Raw genomic sequence first — 24,428 nt, 5'->3', positions numbered from 1 at the left:
GCCGGATATGAGCCTCAGGGACGTGGCATGTTCCGGAGGTTGGAGCGCGCCATCTGCACCATGCGGCCCACTCCGCCGTCCAGGACGATCTTGCTGGCCGAGAGCGCGAACCCGGTCACCATGTCCGCGCGGATCTTCGGCGGGATGGAGAGCGCGTTCGGGTCGGTGACCACATCCACCAGGGCCGGGCCCTTGTGCTTGAAGGCGTCCTTGAGCGCGCCTTCGAGCTGCCTGGGCTTCTCCACCCGCACGCCGTAGGCGCCGGCCGCGCGCGCGATGCCCGCGAAGTCGGGGTTGTGGTTGCTCGTGCCGTAGGCCGGCAGACCGGCCACCATCATCTCCAGCTCGACCATGCCCAGCGAGGAGTTGTTGAAGAGGACGATCTTCACCGGCAGGTCGTACTGGACGAGGGTGAGGAAGTCGCCCATGAGCATGGAGAATCCGCCGTCCCCGGACATCGAGATGACCTGTCGGTTCCGGTCGGTGAACTGGGCTCCGATGGCCTGCGGCAGCGCGTTGGCCATCGAACCGTGGCTGAACGAGCCGATCACGCGACGGCGTCCGTTCGGCGACAGATAGCGGGCGGCCCAGACATTGCACATGCCGGTGTCCACGGTGAACACCGCGTCGTCGTCGGCGAGTTCGTCCATCACGGAGGCAACGTACTCGGGATGGATCGGAGTGTGTTTCTCGACCTTGCGGGTGTACGCCTTGATCACGCCCTCCAGCGCGTCGGCGTGTTTCTTCAGCATCTTGTCGAGGAACCTGCGATCCGTCTTGGCCCGCACGCGTGGAATCAGACAGGTCAGTGTCTCGCGGACATCGCCCCAGACGGCGAGGTCCAGCTTGGAGCGGCGGCCGAGGTGCTCGGGCCTGACATCGACCTGGACGATCTTGACATCGTCGGGCAGGAAGGCGTTGTACGGGAAGTCCGTGCCGAGCAGGATGAGCAGATCGCACTCGTGGGTGGCCTCGTAGGCGGCGCCGTAGCCGAGCAGTCCGCTCATGCCAACGTCGTACGGATTGTCGTACTGGATCCATTCCTTGCCGCGCAGGGCGTGGCCGACCGGGGACTTGACGCGCTCGGCGAACTCCATGACCTCGCTGTGCGCACCGGCGGTGCCGCTGCCGCAGAAGAGTGTGACCCGGTCCGCCTCGTCGATCATGCGAGCGAGCTTCTCGATCTCGGCGTCGCCGGGACGTACGGACGGACGCGACGTGACGAGCGCGTGCTCCACCGCCCGCTCCGGCGCCGGAGCGGAAGCGATGTCGCCGGGCAGCGTGACCACACTGACGCCGCTCCGGCCGATGGCGTGCTGGATCGCCGTCTGGAGCAGCCGGGGCATCTGCTTCGGATTGGAGATCATCTCGCTGTAGTGGCTGCACTCGCGGAAAAGCTGATCGGGATGGGTCTCCTGGAAGTAACCGAGGCCGATCTCGCTGGACGGGATGTGGGAGGCGAGCGCGAGCACGGGGGCCATCGAACGGTGGGCGTCGTACAGGCCGTTGATGAGATGCAGATTTCCCGGGCCGCAGGAGCCCGCGCAGGCCGCGAGCCTGCCGGTGATCTGGGCCTCGGCGCCGGCCGCGAAAGCGGCGGTCTCCTCGTGCCTGACGTGAATCCAGTCGATGGCGGCATTGCGGCGGATCGCGTCGACGACGGGGTTCAGGCTGTCGCCGACGACTCCGTACAGACGCTGGACGCCCGCCCTGACGAGGATGTCGACGAACTGTTCCGCCACATTCTGCTTGGCCATGGAAGAGCACCCTTTCTGGTCTCCGGTGGGGCCTCGGGCAGCGGGCCGCAGACCGGCGTGAGCCGGCCTCGGTCCGGCCTCCGGTGTCCATCAACCCATGCCGGGCGCGGTTACGCCTCCCAGACGCCGACCGCCGTACGGTCGTCGGCGTACCCCTTCACTCTGAGCTGGGTGTCCGCCAGATAGCCGGCCAGACCCGGCGGATCCACGGGGCTCCAGCGGTCGGCGAGTTCCTTGGCGAGCGCGGGCTCGCCGCGCAGAGGATCGGCGAAGCCGGTGCCGCACAGCAGAAGCGTGTCACCCGGCCGGGCCACCGAGGCCCGGAACCGGAACGGCTCGGACGGCGGCGGAAGCGGCCCTTCTATGTACGGGGCCTGAGGTGACGGAATCCCCAGATCCATGGTCAGGCGGTCGCCTTCCGGCGTCTCGGCCGGCTGGGAGCCGAAGCCGACGACGGGCTCGCCGGTCATGGCCGCCGGATCCGGAATGTCCGGCTCCAGGTCCTGCCAGACGCCGTCCCTGAGCCTGAACAGACCGCCGTCACCGGCTCCGAAGAAGACCCGGGTCCGGCACCGCGGATCGGCGGAGAGAAGCAGACAGCGCAGACTCGCGGTGTACTCCTGCGGCTCGACTCCCAGCTCGGCGGCGCGGGCGCGGAGCTTGCCGTAACCACGGTCGGTGAGCCGCTGGAGCCCGGATATGAGATCGTCCCTGCGGCCGGCTCTGATGTCCTCGGAGAGCCGGACATGACTGCGCCCGACGGCGCCTCCGATCCAGTGACACGCGTCCGCCGCCGCCCGGTGGGCACTTCCGGAGGCGTGGACTCCACTGGCGACGGCGACCAGCACCAGCGCGTCGGCGCCATGGCCGAAGCGGACGGTGAGCAGCGCGTCCCGCCGCGGCTCGCCGCGATGCCGCGCGGCATCTCCTCGCATGGACACGGCCCTCAGCGCGTACGTCCCGTACTGGGCACCGTCGAGGACCGTGTCGGCGACGGTCTCGTCCAGCCGGTCGGCGCGAGCGGGCGGCAGTGTGGTGGGCTCGGGATCGTAGACGGGCGGTTCGTCTCCGAGATGGGTGACGACGGACGGTGGCAGCGCACCGCGGTGCCGTCCCGAGTGCCGGGTCCCGGACGGTGACGGAGACTCCGCTCCGCCCGTGGAGTCTCCGGCGGCTCCCGGAGCCGGTACGGAGGACGGCCCGGGCCCGCCACGGCTGCCGGACTCACCGCCGTACGGCCCCGGACCGGCCGAGGACGCGGCGCCGAATGGTCCGGCGGGTTCGGCGGGTTCGGCGGGTCCGGCGGGTTCGGCGGGTCCGGCGGGTCCGGCGGCGGAAGACGGTCCCGGTAAGGGCCGAGGCCCGTCCGCGGCCGGCTCCGGCTCACGACGACCGGCCGACGGAGACCCCGAAGGCCAGGGACCGGCGCCGGCCGGAGGCGCGGAATCGAACTGTCCCGGCGCCACCGGCCCGCCGAAACCGGGCCGCGACCGCGACCGCGAGGACCGTTGCTCCGGGCCGGCGGGCTCCGGCGCACCACGGCCGGCCGACGAAGGCCCCGAAGGCCAGGGACCCGCACCGGCCGGAGGCGCGGAATCGAAACGGCGGGCGGGCACCGGACCGCCGGACTCGGCCCTGCCTGACGCTCCGGGCGGTGCGGACGGCCGCGGACAGCGCTCTTCCACGGATCCGGGCAGCGGCCTCGCGTCGCTGGGAGCGTACGGAGCCGGCGCCTCCCACGGCGCCCGCTGACGCGGCACGACGGCCGCCGCCGGTGGCTGCTCCCACCAGGCACCCGGTCGGCGCACCGTATCCGCCGTGTCCGCCGGACCGGAGTCCTCGGGTGCGGCGCTGTCAGGAGTGGCACCGGTCCCGTTCTCCGAGGTGGTCTCGCGCGTGTCCGCCTCATCCGCCGCGCCCAGTGCGTCCGCCGCCGAATCGAAGCGGTCGTCGACCGTGTCCCCGGCCGCCGCGACCGGACCGGTGTCCGGCGCGGACTCCTCGTACAGCCGGTTCCACCAGTCGTCGTCGGCGGGCCTCTCCCCCTGCTGGCTCATGACCCTATTGTCGACCGCGCCGAGAGTGCGAAAACGGCGCGTCGAACAAAAATTCACGTGCGCCGGGCGACCCCACCCCCCACGGGAAGGACGCCCGGCGAACGTTCACAGGTTCAGCGGGCGGGTGCTCCGGCGCGGAGCCGGACACTTCACTCTCCCGAGCAAATCCGGACCCAGACACCCGAAAGGCATATGACCGGCTTTGTTGCTGCTGTGATGGCGCCACCTTGGCAGAGTGAACGGGCGTACAGGGATGATGTGGGCGGCGGGTTTACGCCGTGGCCGGTTTCCGCCACGGCAGGCGGCGGAAACCGGCGCGTCCGGGGAGGGCGCGTGAGGCGTCCGGGGAGGGGTTGCAGGGGTGCTGGGAGCGATAGGTCTTGACGAGAGACAGGAGTCCGCGTACCGCGCGCTGGTGGCGATCGGCGCCGCGGAGGTCGCGGATCTGGCCCACCGGCTGGCTCTCCCGGAACCGGACACCGAACGGGCCCTGCGCAAACTGGAGCAGCAGGGCCTGGCCGCCCAGTCCTCGTCCCGTACCGGACGGTGGGTCGCCGCGCCGCCCGCCGTCGCACTCGGCGCGCTGCTCACTCAGCACCGCCATGAGCTGGAGCAGGCCGAGCTGGCCGCGGTGCTCCTCGCCGAGGAGTACCGGATGGAGGCCGCGGAACCGGCCGTACACGATCTGGTCGAGGTGGTGACGGGCGCGGGCGCGGTCGCCCACCGCTTTCTGCAGTTGCAGCTCGGCGCCACCGAAGAGGTCTGCGCCCTGGTCACCGGGAAGCCCGTCGCCGTGACCGGGATGGACAACGAGGCGGAGGAACGGGCCACGGGCCGGGGAGTCGCCTATCGGGTGGTGATCGAGCGCGAGGTCCTCTCGCTGCCCGACGGGATCACCGAACTCTCCGCCGCGCTCGGCCGCGACGAGCAGGTCCGGGTGACCGAGCGAGTGCCCACCAAGCTGGTGATCGCGGACCGCGCTCTGGCGATGGTGCCGCTGACCGGACCCGGGGCCGAACCCGCGGCTCTGGTCGTGCACGCCAGCGGCCTGCTGGAGTCTCTGACGGGACTGTTCGAGGCGGTGTGGCGGGAGGGACTGCCGCTGCGGCTGAGTGCGGACGGCTCCGTGGTCCGGGAGGCCCTTCCCGGTCCGGACGAGACGGATCTGCGGATTCTGTCACTGCTGCTCGCCGGGATGACCGACGCGAGCGTCGCCAAACAGCTCGATCTGGGTCTGCGGACCGTACAGCGCCGGGTGCGGGGGCTGATGGAGCTGAGCGGCGTGACGACCCGGCTGCAGCTCGGCTGGCACGCCTATGAGAAGGGCTGGGTGGCTCGCGGACTGCGGGACTGAGCCGGTTCCTGCACAGTTGGCAGATGGACGTGTGGCAGCTCGTGCTGGTGGGCCTGGTCATGCTGCTCGGTCTGTTCGGCGTGCTCGTCCCGGGCGTACCCGGCCAGGCGATCGTCTGGGCCTCGGTGCTCTGGTGGTCGCTGTCGGACACGAGCCGGGTGGCCTGGGCCGTGCTCATCGGAGCGACGGCACTGCTGCTGCTGAACCAGGCGCTCAGACCACTGCTGCCGCCCCGCAGGACCAGCAGGACCGGGGCTCCGCGGCACACGCTGCTGGTGGGCGGGGTCAGCGGGATCGCGGGCTTCTTCGTGGTGCCGGTGGTGGGCGGGATTCTGGGGTTCGTCGGTGGCGTCTACTGGGCGGAGCGGAGCAGGCTCGGAAGCCACCGGGCCGGCTGGGCGTCGACGCGTATGGTCATGCGCACGGCGGGCTATTCGCTGCTGGTGGAGCTGTTCGCGTGCCTGCTGGTGGTGGGTGCGTGGCTGGGCGCGGTGATCTCCACGCGATGATCCGGTGCCAGGATCCCGCCACACCGTTGTCCTGATCCCACCTCGGTAGGGCGGAAGCCGTGCGGCGCCGAAAGCCGGCGTGTGAGGCTGGGAGCATGACCGAATTCAGCGATGCCGAGCGCGCGTACCTCAGGTCCCAGCGGCTGGGACGGATGGCGACGGTCGACCCGAACGGCCAGCCGCAGGCCAATCCGGTCGGCTTCTTCCCGCAGGACGACGGGACCATCCTGATCGGCGGTCACGCGCTGGGCCACACCAAGAAGTGGCGCAATCTGCTGGTGAATCCGCGCGTGGGCCTGGTCGTCGACGACATCGTGAGCGTCGAGCCGTGGACCGTGCGCGGCGTGGACATCCGGGGCGAGGCGGAACTCCTGACGGGCCCGCACGGTCTCGGTCCGCACTTCAGCGAGGAACTGATCCGCATCCGGCCCGTCAAGATCCATAGCTGGGGCCTCGACTGACCGGAACGGCCCGGCGGCAGCCGCGACGGACCGTCAGCGGGCCCGGGGCCGTGCCGGAGCGTTCCGGTACGGCCCCGGGCGACCCGGCGGCCGGGTCACCTCGCGGAGTGGCCCGTCTCGGCACCTGGTGTGATCGCGGCGCGGGCCATCACACTCGCCGGTGCCGGTGGCCCTGGGCCCTGTCTGACACATCCCGCCTGGCCTGCGACGCCTGGCACGCACGCTCACCGCGTTGTCGGAGTCATCCGAGTACGTCCAGTACACGGATGATCCTCCGCCTTGGGATCGCACGCACCAGACGTCGCAGGCCCCGCCCTCCGGGCGGACGGCGCCATGTGTCAGACACGGCCTAGCGGATCCGGCCCCGCTTGGCTTCCATGGCCGCACGGCCCTCGGCGCCCTTGCGCTTCCAGTCGCGCAGGATCTCGCTCCGCAGCCGGGCGTCGGTCTTGGCGACGATGCGCTGGTTCTCCCGCAGCAGCTTGCGGTAGCTCTCCAGCCTGCGCACGGGCAGCGAACCGTCCTCCACGGCGGCGAGCACGGCGCATCCCGGCTCCGACACATGGGCGCAGTCGTGGAAGCGGCATCCCCCGGCCAGCCGCTCGATCTCCGAGAAGACCTGCCCGACACCCACTTCCGCGTCCCACAGCCCGACGCCTCGCAGTCCCGGCGTGTCGATGAGCACACCTCCGCCGGGCATCGCGAGAAGGTTGCGCGTCGTGGTGGTGTGCCGGCCCTTTCCGTCCGCGTCGCGGATGGCCTGCACCTCCATCACCTCGTCGCCCAGCAGTGCGTTGGCGAGAGTCGACTTCCCGGCGCCGGAGACCCCGAGCAACACGCTCGTACCACCCGACAGCACGGCGGAGAGCACCTCGATCCCCTCACCCGTCGCCGAACTGACGGCCAGCACCTGCACACCGGGAGCGGCGGCCTGGACGTCGTCGACAAGATGCGCGAGCACCGCGGGGTCATCCACGAGATCGGCCTTGGTGAGCACGACAAGAGGGAGGGCGCCGCTCTCCCATCCCAGCGCGAGAAAGCGTTCGATCCGGCCGAGGTCGAGTTCGACGGCGAGTGAGACCGCGATGATCGCGTGGTCGACATTGGCCGCGAGAATCTGTCCCTCGGACCGGGAGGAGGAGGTGGAGCGTACAAAAGCGGTGCGCCGCGGCAGATACGCGCGGACGAATCGCGGATCGCCGTCCGCGTCCACGGCGGCCCAGTCCCCGGTGCAGATCACCCGCAGCGGGTCGTGCGGTGTGACAAGGGCGGTGTCGGCACGGATGACACCGCCGGCGGTGACGACATCACACTGCCCGCGGTCCACCCGCACAACACGGCCGGACAGCAGACCACGCTGGGCGTACGGAGCGAACTCCGCCTCCCATCCCTGGTCCCAGCCGTACTGGGCGAGAGGGTACGAAGCAGACGAAGCCTCAGGAGAGGAAAACGAGAAAGACAAGGGAAACCCTTCAAAGGGTGGCCCCGGCGGCGCGCTCGGCGCGGAAGTGGTGTGGGTGTCAGCCGGAGACCACAGGGATGGGGACGACGAATTCCTGATCGCGGGCAGCGCCCGTCACCGTGACAGTCATCAATGTCCTCACCTCCTGTTTCCTCAACGGACAAACGGCAGACCGGCGGAGCGGCACAGTGGCCCCTCCGGACGGGCCCACCATAGCCGGGTCTCGCGAGGCGCCGCGACGTATTTTCTTGGCCGCCGTCACAGCGGCGGACGCACGGGAAGCCTTCGGCCCACGAGACGGACGCCAGCAGCCGCGCTGCGCCGAAGCTGTGGCACTATCGCGGAGGGGTCAGCCTGGCAGTGCGGGCATCCCGACCGAACGGACATGTGATGCGCACGCGAAGCGACACGTTGCCGAGGCGGTGCGGTTGAGCAAGACAGTGCCGGTGAGCTGCGGCGACGCGATGTTCTGGGCCTTCGATGTGGCGCTCGGCGTTCTCCTCGTCGAAGCGGTGCGAGTTGGTGCGGAGACGCCGGCAGAGCTGCGGCCCGCGTGGTGACCTGAGTTGGATCCCTGGTGGATCAGCGCGCGAAGTCAGATGCGGCGCATCGCACGGGGGAGGGGCGCTCGCACACTGGGCTGCGACCGTGCTGGTCACTGCCATTCGTTGATGGCCGCCACCAGCACGGTCGTAACGGACGGCCAGTTCGTCCTGCCTCGTGGCAACCGCACGGTGGCGTCTCCGCCTGCTGATCCCGCACGCGACCGGCCATATCCGCCTATAGATAGGTCCGTTGAGCACCAACACGGCGGTGGGCGGCTCCTCAGACGGCCAGAAACACTGCGGCGGTGGACGCTCCGAGGAGAGCGCCGGCCGCTGTCTGGGCCACAGTGTGATAGCTCAGGGCCACTCGGGACCAGCACACCGCGAACACGAGCGCGTAAGCGATGATCCACCAGGGAGAGTGGACGACGCACAGCATGGCCGTGACGGAAGAGGCGACCGCGGCGTCGACGCTGATCTTCCACGCGTAGTTCACGGCCAGCAGGCCAACGGTCATGGCCCATGCCGAAATCATCGACATGATGATGTCTCGCGGAGCGTGCCCCAGCACCATCACGACGACGCCCGCACCGATGGACGCGAGGATGACGAGGAAGATGGGCGCGCGCTGCCTGCGGTCGACCACGTGCCGGTCTCCCCAGGTGCCCCGCTTTCGCTCCCATTCCACGTAGGAAGCGGGGATGATACCGGCGCACAGCGCGCCCGTCAGTCCCCAGGGAATTCCGGTCCAATCGCCGGACGCCGCCAGGCTGACTCCCAGCATTCCAGAAAGCAGAACGTTGCGAGGCTGCAGAATGTTCGTGATGGCGCGCGCCCAACTGGTCGCGTTCATATCGCGTCTCCGTACCCTGAAATGCCCGCGCGGCGCGATGTCCGAAGCGCGGTGCCTGCCGACGGTTGTTTCGGTGTGGCCGCGCGGGCGGTTGCCTGCGGGCTGTGCCGTCAGCGGGCCTGCTCGGCCAGATATTCTTCGATGGTGTCCGCGATCGTCGTGAAAGGGTCGAGCGCCGCGTAGAGGGCCTTGAGCCGCTGGGCGTTGTCGCGGTAGCCGGGACTCTTGAGGACCTCGGTGACGGCCTCGCCGATCGCGAAGGCCTCGGGACGACCGGTACCGAGGTTGATGGCCGCTCCGGTGCCCGCGGCTCGCGCCGTCACCTCAACCTTGTCTTCCGTGTCTCCCGCGACGACCATCGGGACACCATGGCTCAATCCCTGCTGGACGCCGCCGTAGCCACCGTTGGTGACCAGTACGTCGGTGTGCGGAAGCAGCAGGTCGAAGGGGATGAACGTGGCGACACGCGCATTGGCCGGCACTCTGGCCGGCGTGATGTCGGCGCGGCCGGTGGCCGCGACCACCAGGACATCGAGATCGGCGAGCGCCTCCAGCGCGGGCTCGATCAGTTCGCTGAAATCGTGGTTGGCGATCGTGCCCTGCGTCACGACGACAACCCGGTCGGCGTCCAGGACCTCCTGCCACCACTCCGGCGGCTCGAAGGACTCCGGTGCCGCCGACGGCAGCGCGCCGATGAAGCGCAGACTGTCCGGCGCGTCACTGCGCTCGTAGTCCAGCGCCGGGACGGACAGTTGAAGGAAGCGGTCCGGCAGCAGTACCGCGGCGTCAAGGAAGAACGGCAGCGCCTCCGTCGCGCCGGCGGACTCCACGAGCTGGGCCGCGTAAGCCTGCGCGGCACCGAGAAGCTTCTCCTGGAGAAGGATATTGGCCTCTTGGTTGCGCTCCCGGCCGGCCGGTGAGCTGTCCGCGGGCAGTCCCATTCCGAACGGCGCGGTGTCGACGCTCGACAGCACAAGAGGCACCGTGCCCACGGTGATCACGGCCGCCGGTCGAATTCCCGGCGCTCCGCGGAGTATGGGGAAAACACCCCAGAACCCCGTCTCGACAAGAACGATCGGCGGTTGGTCACCTGCTTCCGCGAGCAGCCGCTGAAGGGCCGCGTGCTGTGCCGGAACGGCCTTGAGGAACATATTGCGCATGTCCCATTCGAAGCGCGGGATTCCGACCGGAACGGCGAGGCGCTCCTCGGAGGCGGAAACGGCTTCCGCGTCGTAGTCCGCGTCTCCGGAAAGAGCGGCGAAGGTCGCCCCTGCGCTTTCCACCGCCTCCCGGAATCCGGAGCCGGTCAGGAATGTGACGTCATGCCCCTTCTCGATCAGGCTCCTCGCGATGGAACGCATCGGAGCGAAGTGCCCGTAGATGGGAGTCGAGGCGACGAGTACATGTGCCATGAACGGTCAATTCCTTGTGTGTGCGGCGAGAGTGACGCGGCGGACGCCGGTGGGGACCGGCAGGATACGGCGCCGGGTGGGGCGGTGGCGGCTGAATCACAAGGACCGGCCGAAAAGAACACTGGTCGTGCGAAGCGCCCGCGCGGACAGAGAGCGGCACAGGGAGAGACATGTCTGACGGACCGTCACCAGCGTTGTCACCAGCGCGAAGTGGACGGCTGCTCGGCGAGCGGTGTGAGAGGGAGTTTCGACACAGGCCTGCCCGCAGGTGCGGGCAGGCCTCTCAGCGGTCGCACGGCGTCGGACATCACGGTCCCGCGCCGCGCGACATCCACCTGGCTCGGGCCCGGAGCGAACCGCTCGGTCAGCCGCCGGTCCCGCCGTAGAGGCGTTCGACATGCAGGCGGATGACCAGCCGCCGGTCGCGGATCATGGCGGCGCGGTAGTCGTCCCAGTCGGGATGCTCGCCGGCCAGCGCCCGGTACATCTCGATCAGCTCCTCCACGGTGGCGTCGTCCGGTTCCGATGCCACCGGCGTGAGTTCGGCGGTTCCTTCGGCGACGGCGTAGATCCCGAAGTCCGGAGAGGTGACATGCAGGCTGCCCCGCGGGTCCCGGCGGAGGTTGACGCTCTTCGCCCGGTCCGCGGTGGCCGACACCCGGATCAGCCGGGCGGCGGGATCGGCGCTGTAGAGAACGTTGGAGAGCTGTGGCCGGCCATTGGATTTGATTGTCGTCAGGACACCGCGCCGGGTGTCGGCCAGCAAGGTCTCAAGGGCTCCATTGGTCATCGATCGTCCTTTCTTTGTACGGATGTTCGTCGGCGCCGGTGCCGCTCGGGACCCAGGAGTGGTGAGGGACCCGGGCGGGGCCGTCGGCGCGGGGATCCACCCGGCGCCGGACGGGCAGTCCCGGCCGCAGCGGATCGAGGCGCGCACAAGGTCCAGGACAACATGATCCGCCGCCACATCGTCTGGCGGAATTGGAAACACGCCCCCAGGGCTGTCCCGTAATCCCCGGCGGGCGCGCGACGACAGCTACAGCGCCTCGCCGCGTTGTCGGAACGCCCGGATACGTCCCGTATGCGAGCGTCCCTCCGCCGTGCGATCCACCGCATCCGACGCCGCGCGCTGATCCACCAGGGATGACGGGACAGCCCTTAGCAGCCAGATGGTCCGCTGTCAGCCTTTTCCTCCGCTGATCACTCAATAGAGGATTAATCTCCCCTGTTCGGTCGCGGTTCGCCTGTGGCTGGGCAGGCTTCGTGCGGGCCACGAGACGGCGCGGTTGACGGCCGCGCGGTGTGCGGGCGGGTGGGAATCGGGGAGGCGATGTGCCGATGTCTGTCGGCGACAGTGGTTCCGGGAGCGACCGCCGGACCGAGGCGGCGTATCTGGCCGCCGGTCTGGCCGATCTCGCGGTCAGCGGTGCGGTGTCCGTCCTGCGGGGCCTGCGAGGGGTGCTGGGACGGTCGGACCTGACCGAGCTGACCCAGGACGGCGGAGAGGATCTCAAGGCGCGCGGCCGACTGGCCCTCCAGCGGTACACGTCCCTGCCCGAAGCGCATCTTGAGCTGCTGGCCCGGCGCGTGGCCGCCCGGCGAGGACCGGACCCGGGTGCGTGCGATGGCTGACGAGTGGCACGAGCGAGGGGCTCTCAAAGCCCGGGTCGACGTGGAGCTGAAGGTGTTCGTGGACCATGAGGTCACTCAACTGATAGCTGTTGATGAACAGTTGACGCCGCTGGCCGAACAGCTCCGCAAGGCCACCGAGGAAGGCAAACGCCTGCGGGCCGCCTTCTGCTACTGGGGCTGGCGCGCGGCCGGGCAGCCCGACAGCGATGCGATGGTCAGAGCCGCCACCGCCATGGAACTCGTCCACGCCGCCGCCGTGGTCCATGACGACATCATCGACAACAGCCCCGTGCGGCGTGGAGCGCCCACCGCTCACATCGCCCTGCGGGAGACGCTGAGCGGCCCCGCGGAGCGCAAGGCCGGCGGCCGGGCCCTGGCGATGCTCGCCGGCGATCTGCTGATGTCGTGGGCCGGGCAGCTTTTCACCTCCTGCGGTCTGCCGGGCGCCTACCTGGCCCGGGCACGCGCGATGTGGGCCACCCTGGCCCGTGAGCTCGTCGCCGGCGAAGCCCTGGAGATCCTGCGCACCGGATCCCCGCCGCGCGCCGACAGTTCCCTTCAGGTCATCCGCTACAAGACGGCGAAGTACACGGTGGAGCACCCGCTGCACATCGGTGGCCGCCTGGCCGGAGCCGGTCCCTCGCTGCTGGAGACCTTCAGCTCCTACGGACTCCCGCTGGGTGAGGCGTTCCAGCTCCGGGACGACCTGCTCGGCGTCTTCGGCGCTCCTCACATCACGGGCAAGTCGAATCTGGACGACCTCGCCGGCCACAAACCCACGGCGCTGCTGGCGGTGACCTGGCCCGCCGCCACCCCGGCCGAGCGGGAGATCCTGCGTGGTCTGCTCGGCAGCCGCTCGCTCGACCAGGAGGGCCTTGAGCAGGTGCGGGACATCATGCGCCGCACCGGATCCGTCACGCGGATCGAGGCTCTGATCGCCGAACGGGTACGGGCTGCCACCTCGGCGGTCACCCGGGCCGGCCTGCCGCCTCCCGCTGCCCGGGCCCTCACCGGACTGATCGATTCGGCCGTCAGCCGTCACTCATGACCACGCGAGGAGAAACGCCCGTGCCGTACACACACCGGTCCATGGAATCTCTGCGGCAGGTCGGCGACGAGCTCGCCGACGCGACGGTGGCCACGCTCTTCGAGCGTGGTGAAGCGGGCAAGTTCAACACGCTCATGCGGTGGTTCTCCCGGGCCGGCCAGGACCTGCCGGACGGACTGCCCGACGTGGCCCGCGAGTATCTGCACGCCACCAGCACGCCTCCGGCCTGGGTGGACTGGGACGAGATGGAGAAGGCCCGGCTGTTCTTCATCGACAACAACGTGCACATCTCCACCGCGCTGTCCTTCGCGGCGATGCCCGCCTGCTACGCCGTTCCTCATGCCGCCAAACTCCTCAGCGCCACCCACTCCCTGGACTATCCCTCCCGGCGCATGGCCGAGACCGGCCAGTTCACCGTCTATCTGATGCGTCCGGACGCCTTCGAAGACGGCAGCCGCTTCATCCCGGCCGCACAGAAGGTCCGCCTGCTGCACGCGTCCATCCGGCACCATCTGCGCCGTGAAGACCGCTGGGACCTGGCCGAGCTGGGTGTGCCGATCTGTCAGGAGGACATGATCGGCGCCCAGATGAATTTCTCCATCCAGGTGCTGGATGCCCTGCACCGTCTGGGCATTCATATGTCGGAGGACGGCGCCCGGTCCTACTACTACGCCTGGCGCGTCGTCGGAGCCATGCTCGGAATCGACGTCGACGCCGCGCCGGCCGATCTGGAGAGCGCACGCCTGTTCTCCGACCTGTACATGACCCGGCACATGGGCCCCTCCGAGGAAGGCATCCGGCTCACCCGTCAACTGATCGATCTCTACGAAGAGGTCGTGCCCGGCACCGCGTTCGACCCGGTGGTCTCCGCCCTGATCCGCTTCCTGATCGGCGACACGGCCGCCGACTGGCTCGCCGTACCACGCTCGGCCTGGGACTCCGCCGTCAAGGCCGGACCCGTACTGCTGGGCCTGCTGGAACGCGTCGAGGACAACTCCCCCTTGGCGGCCTGGGCCCTGGACCACCTCGGCGGACTCACCAGCAACCTGGAACTCAGCTCTCTCACCCGCGGCCGTGTCATGCAGTACGCCATCCCCGAGCAGCTCAAGAACGAGTACGGCGTCACCTCCACCGCGTCACGCGCCGCCCGGTGGACCCCGCCGCCGCTGTCCGCGCCGGCGGCGGAAGACGCCTGACGACGCCGCCGCCCGGGACCCACCGGCCTCGCGGTCGGTGGGTCCCGCCGTCCGGAGTCCCGGTACGGCCGGCCGCCGGTGAGTACGAGATGCCGGATACGCGCCTCATCTGCCGACGGGGCGGGCGCGGACATGCATACGCTCGCCCTGCTGTCCGAACAGGCTGAGGATCTCCACCGGCTCCGGGCCCGCGCAGGCGAACGCGTGTGGAGTGCGGGTGTCGAACTCGGCGGCTTCGCCCGAGGTCAGGACGAGATCGCGCTCGCCGAGGACCAGCCGCAGCCGGCCGGCCAGGACATAGAGCCACTCGTAGCCCTCGTGCACACGCTGCTCCAGCTCCCTGCCTCCTCCGTGTCCGGCGGGAATGATCTGCTTGTAGGCATACAGGCCGTCGAGATGGCGGGTCAGCGGCACAAACGTTATGCCGTGGCGGACGAAGGAGCGGGAGTGGATCCGCGGATCGCCGGTCTCCGGGGCGCCGACGAGCTCGTCCAGTGGCACTCGGTGGGCGTGGGCCAGCGGCAGCAGCAGTTCCAGCGTGGGTTTGCGCTGTCCGGACTCCAGGCGCGAGAGGGTGCTGAGGGAGATCCCGGTCGTTTCGCTCAACTGGGCCAGAGTGATGCCTCGTTGACGGCGCAGGGCGCGCAGACGCGGGCCCACGGCGGTGAGGACGGTCGTGAAGTCGCTATCGGCCATACATCCATTTGCCGTCTCGGCAAGAAGATTTGTCAAGTGACGGAGGTGGGCGCACCATCTCCTCCGGGCCCGGGCGCCTCGTACGACGCCTGGCCCGACCGGCGTGTGCCCCGCCCCGGCACACCCGCACAGGCACCGGCACGCGCAGACAGTGAGGACACGGCCCATGGCTGACGACAACATCTCGCACGAGGAGCTCTGGGACGCCCGTTACAGCGAGAGCGAGCGCATCTGGAGCGGGAATCCCAACACCGTCCTGGTCCGGGAGATCACCGGCCTGGAGCCGGGCCGAGCTCTCGACCTCGGCTGCGGTGAGGGAGGAGACGCGATCTGGCTCGCACAGCGGGGATGGCGTGTTACTGCCACGGACATCTCCGGCGTCGCCCTTGAGCGTGCGGCCCGGCACGCGGCGGAGGCGGGCGTCGCGGACCGCGTCGACTGGCAACAGCACGACCTCGGAGCGTCATTTCCGGCAGGCGTCTTCGATCTTGTCTCCGCCCAGTTTCTGCACTCGCCCGGCGACATGCCGCGAGAGAAGATCCTGCGGACCGCCGCGTCGGCCGTCGCGCCCGGCGGAGTGCTCCTTGTGGTCGGGCACTCCGGGTCTCCCTCCTGGGAGCACCATCCCCATCCCGAGGTGCACCTTCCCACGCCGGACGAGGTCCTCGAATCGCTGGAACTCCAGGACGGGCAGTGGGAGGTACAGCTCAGCGACGAACACGAGCGGATCCACCACGGCCCCGACGGACAGCCGATCGTCCGTATGGACAACGCTCTCAAGGTCCGCCGCCTGACCGGCTGAGCCTGCGCGCCGGGTCCCGGCCGGCCAGGACGGCGAAGCCGCGGGCCCGGTGCGGACGTGCTCGTGTTACGGGTACGGGTCAGGCGTCCCTGAGGTCCAGCCAGACAGCCGTGTCCGGCGGCAGCAGGAGACGGGGCGCCGGGCCGCCGTCGGCCGCTGCGCCGAGGGCCAGTTCGCCGCTGGTCAGAAGCGGCTCCGCCGCCTCGGGAAGCGGGAGCGGCTCGTCGGAGAGGTTCACGCGGCACACCAGACCGGCACCCTTGCGGAAAGCCAGTTCGCCGTCGGCCGAAGGCAGCCAGGCGAAGCTCTCGTCACCGAGGAAGCGGCGGCGCAGCGTCAGCGCCGTACGGTACAGCTCAAGGAACGAGTCCGGCCGGCCGGTCTGCGCCTCGACCGACCACTCGCCCCATCCGGCCGGCTGCGGCAGCCAGCTACCGCCGGCGCCGAAGCCGTACGACGATCCGGCCCTGGTCCATGGCAGCGGTACGCGGCACCCGTCCCGGCCCTTGTGCGCGTGTCCGGTGCGCTCCCACATCGGGTCGCGCAGCGCGTCCGGCGGCAGGTCGGCCACCTCGGGCAGGCCCAGTTCCTCGCCCTGGTAGAGGTATGTCGTCCCGGGCAGCGCGAGGGTCAGCAGCGCGGCCGCTCTGGCGCGCCGGTGGCCGCGTGCCTCGTCGACGGCGGGATCAAGGCCGTCGGTCAGCAGCCAGGCGCGGAGGCCGGTGCCCTCGGGCAGTCCGTAACGGGTGCGGTGGCGCATCACATCGTGGTTGGACAGCACCCAGGTCGGCAGGGCGCCGACGGATTCCGCGCCGGAGAGCGAGGTGTCGATGACGTCCCGGAAGGAGCCGGCGTCCCAAGGACAGCGCAGATGGAAGAAGTTGAACGCCTGGTGGAGTTCGTCGGGCCGGGTGTAGAGCGGCAGCCTCGCGGCGCTGACACCCGCCTCGGCGACCATGATCCGAGGCGGTGCGTAGGAGTCGGTGATCTTCCGCCAGGCGCGGTAGATGTCATGGACCTCGTCCCGGTCCCAGAACGGATGATCCTCGCCGCTGGGCGGCGAGTTGAGGGACGCGGAGTCTCCGCCGTGGGTGTCGCGCAGCGGCGCGGTGAGGTCCTTGCGGAGTCCGTGCGCGACATCGATACGGAAGCCGTCCACACCCAGGTCCAGCCAGAAGCGGAGAGTGCGCTCGAAGTCGGCGGCGACATCGGCGTTGTCCCAGTTCAGATCGGGCTGTTCGGCGGCGAAGATATGCATGTACCACTGGCCGTCCGGGACCCTTGTCCAGGCCGCGCCACCGAACTTGGACTGCCAGTCGGCGGGTGGTTCGCCTCCGTCGGCGCCTCTTCCGTCGCGGAAGACGAAGCGGTCGCGCGCGGCCGAACCAGGTGCCGAGGCGAGTGCCTCGACAAACCACGGATGCTGGTCGGAGCAGTGATTGGGCACGATGTCGACGATGGTACGGAGACCGAGCGTCCGGGCCCGGTCCAGCAGCGCGCGGAAGTCGTCGAGGCTTCCATGGCGTGGGTCGACGTCCCTGTAGTCGGCGACGTCATAGCCGCCGTCGGCCAGCGGAGAGCGGTAGAACGGAGTGAGCCAGACGGCGTCCGCGCCGAGCTCCGCGACATGGCCGAGCCGGTCGGTGATCCCGCGCAGGTCACCCATCCCGTCACCGTCGGCGTCGGCGAAGCTGGGAACGTAGATCTGGTAGACGACGGACTCCCGCCACCAGTCGTGATCGCTGCCGGGACCGTCGCCGCCGGTGCCGTGTGCGGCGCCGTCGTGGCCGGCGCCGCTGCCGTCCAGGAACGCGTGCTGTGTCACTGGTACCTCTCGCGCTGAGATGAAGCTCGTGCCGTGATGAAACAGGTCGGAAACCGAAGTGTTCCGGTGCGATCATCCCTTGAACACAATGACCATCGGCCCGGTGCGGACCCGGCGACGGACCCGGCCGGCGTGCGGACAGCGACGGCCGGCCGGTCGGCCGCTGGTCGAGGCGTTGTGACGGCGATGGAGTGGTGTGCCGGCCGATGCGATATGTGACGAAGGTCGCCCTCGGTCCGGAGCCCGGGACTCAGCGAACCGGACCGTGGGCGCCTTCGCTCCGGCCGAGCCGGGCGGTGTACGGGATCTTGGCCTCGGCCGAGCGCAGAGAACGCAGCGCCAGCAGCAGAAAACCGATGTCGTCGACGAACACCGGATCCGGCAGCAGATCGGTGGGAAGCACCAAATAGATCATGGCTCCCCAGAACGCCCAGCGGTTCCGGACGGGCACACCGGCCCCCCGGAGGGTCCGGCGGGCCCGGACCAGCCGGACCGCCAGGGTGATCGCGACACCCAGGGTGACTGCCGCCAGGAGTGCGGCCACGGCGATGAGGAGCTGGAGTTCGCTGCTCATAAGGTCTCCTCCTGGTCGGCTTCTCCTACCTGCTACCCCAGCCGCGGCCGCTCACCGGAGTGGTCACCCGCCCGGCCGTGGGCCACCGAGGGCTCAGGACCGGACGTTGAGGATCTTCACAAGCCGCTGGTGCAGTGCGGCCGGCGCGGCGAGAAAACTTCCGGCTCCCGCTCGCCACGGCCTGCCTTCGGTGTCCGTCACCAGGATGCCCGCCTCCGCGGCCACCAACGCCCCGCCGAGCAGATTGCTGTCATCGAGCCCGAACTCCCAGAAGGCGTCCATGCGTCCGGCGGCGGTATCGGCGACCTGCCATGACGTGGGCCCGAGATTACGGACGGCTCCGGCGAACGGCAGGACCGCCGACAGCGACCGTCCCGCGCCCGCCGTCGCCCGCGGGTCGGACGAGATCGTCGGAGGCTGGCTCGTGCCGATGAGGCAGAGCGAGAGATCGGTCTTGCGGGACGGCTCGACCGGCCGGCCGTCGCGGTACGCGCCCTGCCCGCTGACCGCTGTGTAGGTAGCGGTAGAGGTCCTCCGCGTCCCGGAGCCAGACGGCGACACAGAGGTTCGAGGTGCCGGTGGTGGCCAGAGCTCCGTGTACGGCCGGATGACCGGCCAGCGCCGGCCCGTCTCGTCGAGCCGGTCCGGCGGCACCTCGATCCAGATGTTCGCGTCGACGCCGAGTCCGAGGCGGCGCGCGTCGACCACGACCTGTGTGCGGAGACGGCGCCGCGCGAAGAGGGCGGCGAGCCTGCGCCGTACCGTCGATTCCGGTTGGCCGGTCCGTGCCGCGATCGTGGCGGCGGGCAGCCTGCCGTCCTCCTCCAGTACGGCGGCGATGGCTTCGTCCGTCGCGTCGAGCGGCCGTCCGGGCTCTGTCGACGGATCAGGCGCGGGCAGGCTCAGCGCCGCGCGCTCGGCCGTGGTCAGTACGTCGAGCCGCCAGTCCGCGGCGGTGCTGAAGACATGCAACACGGTGTGCGCGGTGACGGAGGTGACCGAACCGGTGGCCGGGAGCTGCTGGAAGACCAGCCGGTTGTCGGGCCCGGAGCCCGACATCAGGACGGCCGAGATCTCGTCACCGCCCGCCGACACATCGATGAACGGGATGTCGTCGCGCTTGGCCAGCGCCGCGGCGATCATGTCCACCTTGCCGCGCAGCACACGGATACGCAGCATCATGGCGCCCATGGACCGGCTCCGCGGACGGGCGGCCAGCACGCGCACCGTCCCGTCATTGATCAGCGCCGACCAGCGGCGATGCACGGAGCGAGTGCTGAGCCCGAGCACCTCTCCGGCGCGTTCGGCCGTCAGTCTGCCCTGGCACTGGAGTGCGGCGATCAGCCGCTGATCAACCTCCGACAGGGTCTCTGGCGTCTTCACGAGGACCATGGACGCCAGTTTCGCCCATCTCCGCACCTGAGGCGGACATGACCGCTCTTGCCGCCCGGTCATCGGAGTTCCGGGCGCCGCCGGTGTGGTTCAGCGGCCCAGTTTGCGCTGGAGCTCGGCCTTGTTCATGGACGAGCGGCCCTGGATGTTACGGCGCTGCGCCTCGGCGTAGAGCTGGTCGTACGTCGGCCCCTCGGAACCGCTGTGCGAGCGCTGCCCGCCGCGCTTGCCGGACGACATGTCCTGCATGGACGTCTTGCTCGCCGTGCGGGACTCACCGGACCGGGCGCGTTCCTTGTTCACCGTCCGTGCGGCGATCTCCTCGGCCCGGTCCATGTCTTCCCCGCGCTCGCGGGCGCTCTCCTTGATGTGTTCGTACTGGCGCTCACGCTTGGGGGATGAACCTCGGGGCATTCTGATCACTCCTCGCGACGTGCTGCTGGGGGGTCTTGACTTCACCCTGCTACCCGCGTTCGCGCCCGGCAACTGGATGCCGCCGGTCGATACCCCGGCCGGTATGTCCCTCGATCGCCGCCACGATCGCCGCCGCCACCGCACGGAGCGCCGCCGCCGGGCATCGATAGGTGACGCGTCAACATAAACGGTAGGATCAAGGTCATGACAGAACCGCGATGGCTCGACGAGACGGAGGCCCGCGTGTGGCGGGCCCATCTGCGGGTGCAGCGCGAGCTGATGGGAACGCTGTCCCGCCTGCTGGCGCACGATTCCGGACTCAGCGGCGCGGAGTACGAAGTGCTGGTACCGCTCTCGGAGGCGCCGGACGGCCTGCTGCGGGCGCGGGATCTCAGCGAGGAGGTCGACTGGGAGCGCAGCCGGCTGTCGCACCAGATCAGCCGTATGGAGAAGCGCGGGCTGGTGGCCCGTGAGGAGTGTCCTGACGACGCGCGAGGTGCGATGGTCCGGCTGACCGAGGCCGGCCGCGCCGCCGTCGAAGGAGCGGCGCCTGGGCATGTCGAGGCGGTGCGGAGGTACTTCTTCGACGCGCTCTCGCGCGACGATGTCGACGTCCTGGACGCGTTGCTGGGAAAGCTGCTCGCCGGACTGCCGAACGCGCGGTCCATATCCGGCGACGAGCTCCGGCCGTAGTCCAAGGACCGTGTCGCGCACGGCGGTTGCTGCCGGTGAACGCCGAAGCGGCGTATCGCGGAGTCCTGACACTCCACGGATACGCCGCTCGTCACTGGTGCCGCGGAGCTGACGCCGCGGCCCGTCGAGGCGTCAGGCGCCGGCGCCGGCCTTGAGCGTCCGCGCGATGCGGACCACACGCTCGGCCTGGACGCGCGCGGCCACACGGGTCTCCTCGCCGACCGGGTTGTTGCCCTGCGCGTCGATGTGCGAGGTGCCGTACGGGTTGCCGTCGGCGAACTTCGCCGGGTCGGTGTAGCCCGGGGCCACCACGATGCCACCGAAGTGGTGGAAGGAGTTGTACAGCGCGAGCAGTGTGGACTCCTGGCCGCCGTGGCGGGTCGCGCTGGACACGAAGCCGCTGTACACCTTGTCGGCCAGCTTGCCCTGCGCCCACAGCCCGCCGAGTGTGTCGATGAACTGCTTGAGCTGCGAGGCGACATTGCCGAACCGGGTCGGCGTACCGAAGATCACGGCGTCGGCCCACTCGATGTCGTCCGGAGTGGCGACAGGGACGTCCACGGTGGCCGCGTGGTTGGCCGCCCACGCCGGGTTCGAGTCGATGGCCTCCTGAGGAGCCAGCTCGGCCACGCGTCGCAGACGCACCTCGGCGCCGGCCTTCTCGGCGGCCTCGGTCAGCGCCTTGGCCACCTCGGTGTTCGTGCCGGTCGACGAGTAGTACACAACGGCGAGCTTTACGGGGTCACTCATGGCCGAGCCTCCTTGCGTCACATGCGCGAGAGACATGCGCACGTCGATGACGTATCAACATCTTGGTTCAACACTAAACCATATTGCTGTGGCCCTCGGGCCAGGGGTGGCGTCCGTGACGGTCTCGGCCGCTCCCGCGTGAACCAGGACAGCACCCGCAGCCCCATGCGCAGCACACGTCACAGAGGTGCGCAAGAGCGCCCGTCCGGTCGAATCCAGGGGCGGCTCACGGCCGTTCCGACCTCGGACCGTCGAGATCTCGCCATGATCAACACGAGAGCAATTCGGTGGTACGCCGCACAAACTGGCAACTGCCGCCTCATGGAAACCGGGCCGCCCCGCGCCCGCACACGGACCCCACGGATTCCTTGCGTCATACACTCACCACCCACAGTGAGACATGTGTGTTTGTGACGGCTCACCACATGGCCGAATGACGTCACTATTCAACTCACGTGCTCGGCAGGGGTTCCGGTGGTCATGTGTCGGCCAATCTCCCGTCGCCGAGGACTTTGCGGCAATTCACTTCCAGCCACCGCGACTCCGCCTCGGAGACCGGCCAACAGCGCGGCCCGCCAACGGACTTCGGGCCACGACGGCCGGGCCGCTCCGCCGGTCCAGAAGTGGGCCTTGCCCGGAAGTCGAACGGCGTCAACGATTCGGTCGTGCGGTTGACAGGTTCACGGCCAAAACCGAATGGCCGTGGACGACCGCGCACAGCGGCCCGCTACCCAACGGGCCCCGCCTTTCCCCCACTTATGGAGGATGTTGTGACCATCAAGCGCTTTTCCCCCCTCGGCGCGGTGTCCAGACGCGCACGGCTCCTCGCCGTCGCATCCGGTCTGGTGACCGTCGCCGCGCTTGCGGCCCCGACTGCCATGGCCCAGCCCGCGCCGGCCCCCACGGTCTCCGCGGCCCAGCTCGCCGAGGCCGGCTCGGCCGTCCGCGGCGCGGACGTCGCCGGCACCGCCTGGTACACGGACCAGGCCTCCGGCAAGGTCGTCGTCACCGTCGACAGCACCGTCTCCGACGCCGAGGTGGCCAAGATCAAGGACTCCGTGGCCGACACCGCCGCGGGCGTCACGATCAAGCACACCAGTGGCACGTTCAACAAGCTCATCGCCGGCGGCGAGGCCATCTACACCAGCGGCGGCCGCTGCTCCCTCGGCTTCAACGTGCGCAGCGGTTCCACGTACTACGCGCTGACCGCCGGACACTGCACCAACATCGGCAGCACCTGGTACACCAACTCCTCGGGCACCGCGCTGCTCGGCTCCACGGCCGGTTCGAGCTTCCCGGGCAACGACTTCGGGATCATCCGTCACTCGAACTCCGCCAACGCGGACGGCCGGGTCTACCTGTACAACGGCTCGTACCAGGACATCACGACCGCCGCCAACCCCTCGGTCGGTCAGCGCGTGACGCGCAGCGGCTCCACCACGGGCGTGCACACCGGTACGGTCTCCGGCCTCAACGCGACCGTGAACTACGGCGGCGGTGACATCGTCTCCGGCCTCGTCCAGACCAACGTCTGCGCCGAGCCCGGTGACAGCGGCGGCCCGCTCTTCGCCGGCAGCACGGCGCTGGGCCTGACGTCGGGCGGCAGTGGCAACTGCTCCTCCGGCGGCACCACGTTCTTCCAGCCCGTCGTCGAGGCCCTGAACAACTACGGCGTCAGCGTCTTCTAGGACGTGTGCCGACGGACGGGGTTCGTCCGCTCCACCGGCGGTACCGGTTTCACCGCTTGATCCTCCTCGGACGACCGGCGGGCCGCGCACACGCGCGGCCCGCCGTGTCCGTCCTCGTGCGGCGGCCGGTGTCCGGCACCTCGCGCGCGACCATGACGTCCGATTCGTTCAAGACCCGCGCGGGCCGTCACTCCTACGGTGAGCTCATGACTCCACGACTCGACGCGATCGGCCTGGTCGTCTCCGACATGGCGGCCTCGCTCTCCTTCTACCGCCGGCTCGGCCTCGATCTCCCGGCCGAGGCGGACTCCGCGCCTCATGCGGAGGCGTCCCTGCCCGGCGGATCGCGGATCCTCTGGGACACCGAGGAGACCGTCCGCTCGTACGATCCCGGCTGGACCCGGCCCGACGGCGGCGAGCGGATCGGCCTGGCCTTTCTCTGTGACAGTGCGGCCGAGGTGGACGCCACCTACGAGGCGCTGGTCAAGGCCGGGTACCGAGGGCACCTGAAGCCCTGGGACGCGGTCTGGGGCCAGCGTTACGCGGTCGTCCTCGACCCGGACGGCTGCGCGGTCTCGTTGTTCGCCAGCGCCGCGTAGGCGCCGAGGGGCAGCCCGGCCAGATCACGTGTCTCGCGGGCGAGATGCGCCTGGTCGGCGCAGCCCGAGGCGAGGGCCGCCTCGGCGTACGGGACTCCCGCCCGGACGAGCGCAAGAGCCCGCTGGAGCCGCAGCACGCGGGCCAGTGTCTTGGGCCCGTAGCCGAAGGCGGCCAGTGAGCGGCGGTGAAGCTGCCGGGCGCCGAGGCCCACGGCTTCGGCGGTCGCGGCGACCGTACGGCCCGCGTTCAGCCCGTCGACGACGGCTCCCGGCAAGGGATCGGGCGGACCGGTGTCGGCGGCCCTGCGCAGCGCCACGGCCTCCAGCTCGGCCGCCGGGTCTCCGGCCGCCGCGAGGCGCCCGGTGAGCCCGCGCACCTGGGCCGGAGACCACAGATCGGCCAGCTCCACCCGCCGGTCGCGCAGCTCGTGGGCCGGTACGCCGAGGATCGTGGGCGCGGTGCCGGGCGCGAAGCGCACTCCGGCGCAGTACAGCCCGTCGATGCCCTGAGGCGCGTACGCGTGGGTGTCGGGGCCGGCGACCAGGAGTCTGCCGCCGATCCACAGCAGGTCCATACAGCCGTCCGGCAGCACCGGATACGGCGTGGATCCGTGGCCGGCCGTCACGGTCCGCGTCCAGACGACCGCGCCGTCGAGCCGCGACGCCCGTTCCTCGTACATGTGGATGAGGCTAAACCTTCCACCGGTGG

At 69.9% G+C, this 24,428-nt stretch carries 24 protein-coding genes; 11 read left to right on the top strand and 13 right to left on the bottom strand.

From position 1 onward, the window contains the following. Nucleotides 1–14: 14 nt before the first annotated feature. A complete protein-coding gene (locus PV679_RS09080; RefSeq protein WP_319679577.1) occupies nucleotides 15–1,757 on the bottom strand; it encodes a pyruvate dehydrogenase in 1,743 nt (580 codons plus the stop codon). 110 nt (nucleotides 1,758–1,867) lie between these two features. Then, nucleotides 1,868–3,814 carry a protein phosphatase 2C domain-containing protein gene (locus tag PV679_RS09075; protein WP_319679576.1) on the bottom strand — a complete coding sequence of 649 codons (1,947 nt, stop codon included), beginning with the start codon at nucleotides 3,812–3,814 and terminating at the stop codon, nucleotides 1,868–1,870. A 361-nt stretch (nucleotides 3,815–4,175) separates the two neighbouring features. Here PV679_RS09075 and PV679_RS09070 point away from each other — a divergent pair, with 361 nt between their 5' ends. The 3 genes from PV679_RS09070 (at nucleotide 4,176) to PV679_RS09060 (ending at nucleotide 6,138) form a co-directional block, all read left to right on the top strand. Continuing rightward, nucleotides 4,176–5,168 carry a helix-turn-helix domain-containing protein gene (locus PV679_RS09070; protein WP_319679575.1) on the top strand — a complete coding sequence of 331 codons (993 nt, stop codon included), beginning with the start codon at nucleotides 4,176–4,178 and terminating at the stop codon, nucleotides 5,166–5,168. A gap of 23 nt (nucleotides 5,169–5,191) precedes the next feature. Next, on the top strand, nucleotides 5,192–5,677 hold the full coding sequence (locus PV679_RS09065) for a DUF456 domain-containing protein (protein WP_319679574.1): 486 nt from the start codon (nucleotides 5,192–5,194) through the stop codon (nucleotides 5,675–5,677). Between the two features lie 95 nt (nucleotides 5,678–5,772). Next, nucleotides 5,773–6,138 (top strand): PPOX class F420-dependent oxidoreductase, encoded by a 366-nt coding sequence (locus PV679_RS09060; RefSeq protein ID WP_319679573.1) that lies wholly within the window; start codon nucleotides 5,773–5,775, stop codon nucleotides 6,136–6,138. A 349-nt stretch (nucleotides 6,139–6,487) separates the two neighbouring features. Here PV679_RS09060 and rsgA read toward each other — a convergent pair whose 3' ends face one another. Then, nucleotides 6,488–7,600 (bottom strand): ribosome small subunit-dependent GTPase A, encoded by a 1,113-nt coding sequence (rsgA, locus tag PV679_RS09055; protein WP_319679572.1) that lies wholly within the window; start codon nucleotides 7,598–7,600, stop codon nucleotides 6,488–6,490. Nucleotides 7,601–8,028: 428 nt separating this feature from the next. On the opposite strand from rsgA, the gene PV679_RS09050 reads away from it, so the two are divergent. Then, nucleotides 8,029–8,160 carry a hypothetical protein gene (locus PV679_RS09050; protein ID WP_319679571.1) on the top strand — a complete coding sequence of 44 codons (132 nt, stop codon included), beginning with the start codon at nucleotides 8,029–8,031 and terminating at the stop codon, nucleotides 8,158–8,160. Between the two features lie 265 nt (nucleotides 8,161–8,425). On the opposite strand, the gene PV679_RS09045 is transcribed toward PV679_RS09050, so the two are convergent. The 3 genes from PV679_RS09045 to PV679_RS09035 form a co-directional block, all read right to left on the bottom strand. Further along, nucleotides 8,426–8,998: a hypothetical protein gene (locus tag PV679_RS09045; RefSeq protein WP_319679570.1), complete on the bottom strand. Its 573-nt coding sequence runs from the start codon at nucleotides 8,996–8,998 to the stop codon at nucleotides 8,426–8,428. Nucleotides 8,999–9,108: 110 nt separating this feature from the next. Next, nucleotides 9,109–10,410: a glycosyltransferase gene (locus PV679_RS09040; protein WP_319679569.1), complete on the bottom strand. Its 1,302-nt coding sequence runs from the start codon at nucleotides 10,408–10,410 to the stop codon at nucleotides 9,109–9,111. Nucleotides 10,411–10,774: 364 nt separating this feature from the next. Beyond that, on the bottom strand, nucleotides 10,775–11,200 hold the full coding sequence (locus tag PV679_RS09035) for a PPOX class F420-dependent oxidoreductase (protein WP_319679568.1): 426 nt from the start codon (nucleotides 11,198–11,200) through the stop codon (nucleotides 10,775–10,777). Nucleotides 11,201–11,748: 548 nt separating this feature from the next. On the opposite strand from PV679_RS09035, the gene PV679_RS09030 reads away from it, so the two are divergent. From PV679_RS09030 to PV679_RS09020, 3 genes are read left to right on the top strand one after another with little or no spacing between them, the layout of a single operon-like run. Next, entirely contained in the window at nucleotides 11,749–12,042 is a 294-nt protein-coding gene (locus PV679_RS09030; protein ID WP_319679567.1) for a polyprenyl synthetase, read from the top strand. Further along, nucleotides 12,035–13,090 (top strand): polyprenyl synthetase family protein, encoded by a 1,056-nt coding sequence (locus tag PV679_RS09025; RefSeq protein WP_319679566.1) that lies wholly within the window; start codon nucleotides 12,035–12,037, stop codon nucleotides 13,088–13,090. Before PV679_RS09030 ends, PV679_RS09025 begins: the two co-directional genes overlap by 8 nt. Then, nucleotides 13,087–14,286, top strand: coding sequence for an oxygenase MpaB family protein (locus PV679_RS09020; RefSeq protein ID WP_416069675.1), 1,200 nt, complete (start codon nucleotides 13,087–13,089; stop codon nucleotides 14,284–14,286). The genes PV679_RS09025 and PV679_RS09020 overlap by 4 nt, the downstream gene beginning before the upstream one ends. A gap of 105 nt (nucleotides 14,287–14,391) precedes the next feature. Here the strand turns inward: PV679_RS09020 and PV679_RS09015 are convergent, their stop codons facing one another. After that, nucleotides 14,392–14,982 (bottom strand): XRE family transcriptional regulator, encoded by a 591-nt coding sequence (locus tag PV679_RS09015; protein ID WP_319679564.1) that lies wholly within the window; start codon nucleotides 14,980–14,982, stop codon nucleotides 14,392–14,394. A gap of 166 nt (nucleotides 14,983–15,148) precedes the next feature. Between PV679_RS09015 and PV679_RS09010 the strand changes: the two genes are divergently transcribed. Continuing rightward, nucleotides 15,149–15,784 carry a class I SAM-dependent methyltransferase gene (locus PV679_RS09010; protein WP_319679563.1) on the top strand — a complete coding sequence of 212 codons (636 nt, stop codon included), beginning with the start codon at nucleotides 15,149–15,151 and terminating at the stop codon, nucleotides 15,782–15,784. A 79-nt stretch (nucleotides 15,785–15,863) separates the two neighbouring features. On the opposite strand, the gene PV679_RS09005 is transcribed toward PV679_RS09010, so the two are convergent. From PV679_RS09005 to PV679_RS08990, 4 genes are all read right to left on the bottom strand, one after another. Next, a complete protein-coding gene (locus PV679_RS09005; protein ID WP_416069674.1) occupies nucleotides 15,864–17,609 on the bottom strand; it encodes a glycoside hydrolase family 13 protein in 1,746 nt (581 codons plus the stop codon). 250 nt (nucleotides 17,610–17,859) lie between these two features. After that, a complete protein-coding gene (locus PV679_RS09000; protein WP_319679562.1) occupies nucleotides 17,860–18,183 on the bottom strand; it encodes a YkvA family protein in 324 nt (107 codons plus the stop codon). Nucleotides 18,184–18,276: 93 nt separating this feature from the next. Beyond that, complete coding sequence (locus PV679_RS08995; protein WP_319679561.1) at nucleotides 18,277–19,575, bottom strand: inositol monophosphatase family protein; 1,299 nt, start codon at nucleotides 19,573–19,575, stop codon at nucleotides 18,277–18,279. A gap of 90 nt (nucleotides 19,576–19,665) precedes the next feature. Continuing rightward, complete coding sequence (locus PV679_RS08990) at nucleotides 19,666–19,989, bottom strand: plasmid stabilization protein (protein ID WP_319679560.1); 324 nt, start codon at nucleotides 19,987–19,989, stop codon at nucleotides 19,666–19,668. Nucleotides 19,990–20,193: 204 nt separating this feature from the next. Between PV679_RS08990 and PV679_RS08985 the strand changes: the two genes are divergently transcribed. After that, the gene (locus tag PV679_RS08985) at nucleotides 20,194–20,682 is read left to right on the top strand and encodes a MarR family winged helix-turn-helix transcriptional regulator (RefSeq protein WP_319679559.1); all 489 of its coding nucleotides are present in this window, start codon (nucleotides 20,194–20,196) and stop codon (nucleotides 20,680–20,682) included. Nucleotides 20,683–20,814: 132 nt separating this feature from the next. Here the strand turns inward: PV679_RS08985 and wrbA are convergent, their stop codons facing one another. Then, nucleotides 20,815–21,432, bottom strand: a complete 618-nt coding sequence (gene wrbA / locus PV679_RS08980; protein WP_319679558.1) for an NAD(P)H:quinone oxidoreductase — start codon at nucleotides 21,430–21,432, stop codon at nucleotides 20,815–20,817. 770 nt (nucleotides 21,433–22,202) lie between these two features. Here wrbA and PV679_RS08975 point away from each other — a divergent pair. Together PV679_RS08975 and PV679_RS08970 are read left to right on the top strand one after the other, a co-directional pair. Next, a complete protein-coding gene (locus PV679_RS08975) occupies nucleotides 22,203–23,120 on the top strand; it encodes a S1 family peptidase (protein ID WP_319679557.1) in 918 nt (305 codons plus the stop codon). A 206-nt stretch (nucleotides 23,121–23,326) separates the two neighbouring features. After that, the gene (locus PV679_RS08970) at nucleotides 23,327–23,719 is read left to right on the top strand and encodes a VOC family protein (RefSeq protein ID WP_319679556.1); all 393 of its coding nucleotides are present in this window, start codon (nucleotides 23,327–23,329) and stop codon (nucleotides 23,717–23,719) included. On the opposite strand, the gene PV679_RS08965 is transcribed toward PV679_RS08970, so the two are convergent. Further along, the gene (locus PV679_RS08965; protein ID WP_319679555.1) at nucleotides 23,659–24,399 is read right to left on the bottom strand and encodes a helix-turn-helix domain-containing protein; all 741 of its coding nucleotides are present in this window, start codon (nucleotides 24,397–24,399) and stop codon (nucleotides 23,659–23,661) included. The genes PV679_RS08970 and PV679_RS08965 overlap by 61 nt on opposite strands. Nucleotides 24,400–24,428 lie beyond the last annotated feature (29 nt).

The organism is Streptomyces sp. AK02-01A (assembly GCF_033795305.1).
Classification (GTDB): Bacteria; Actinomycetota; Actinomycetes; order Streptomycetales; family Streptomycetaceae; genus Streptomyces.
The sequence above is the reverse complement of the archived record's forward strand: the minus strand, read 5'-3'. Positions and strand labels throughout refer to the sequence as shown.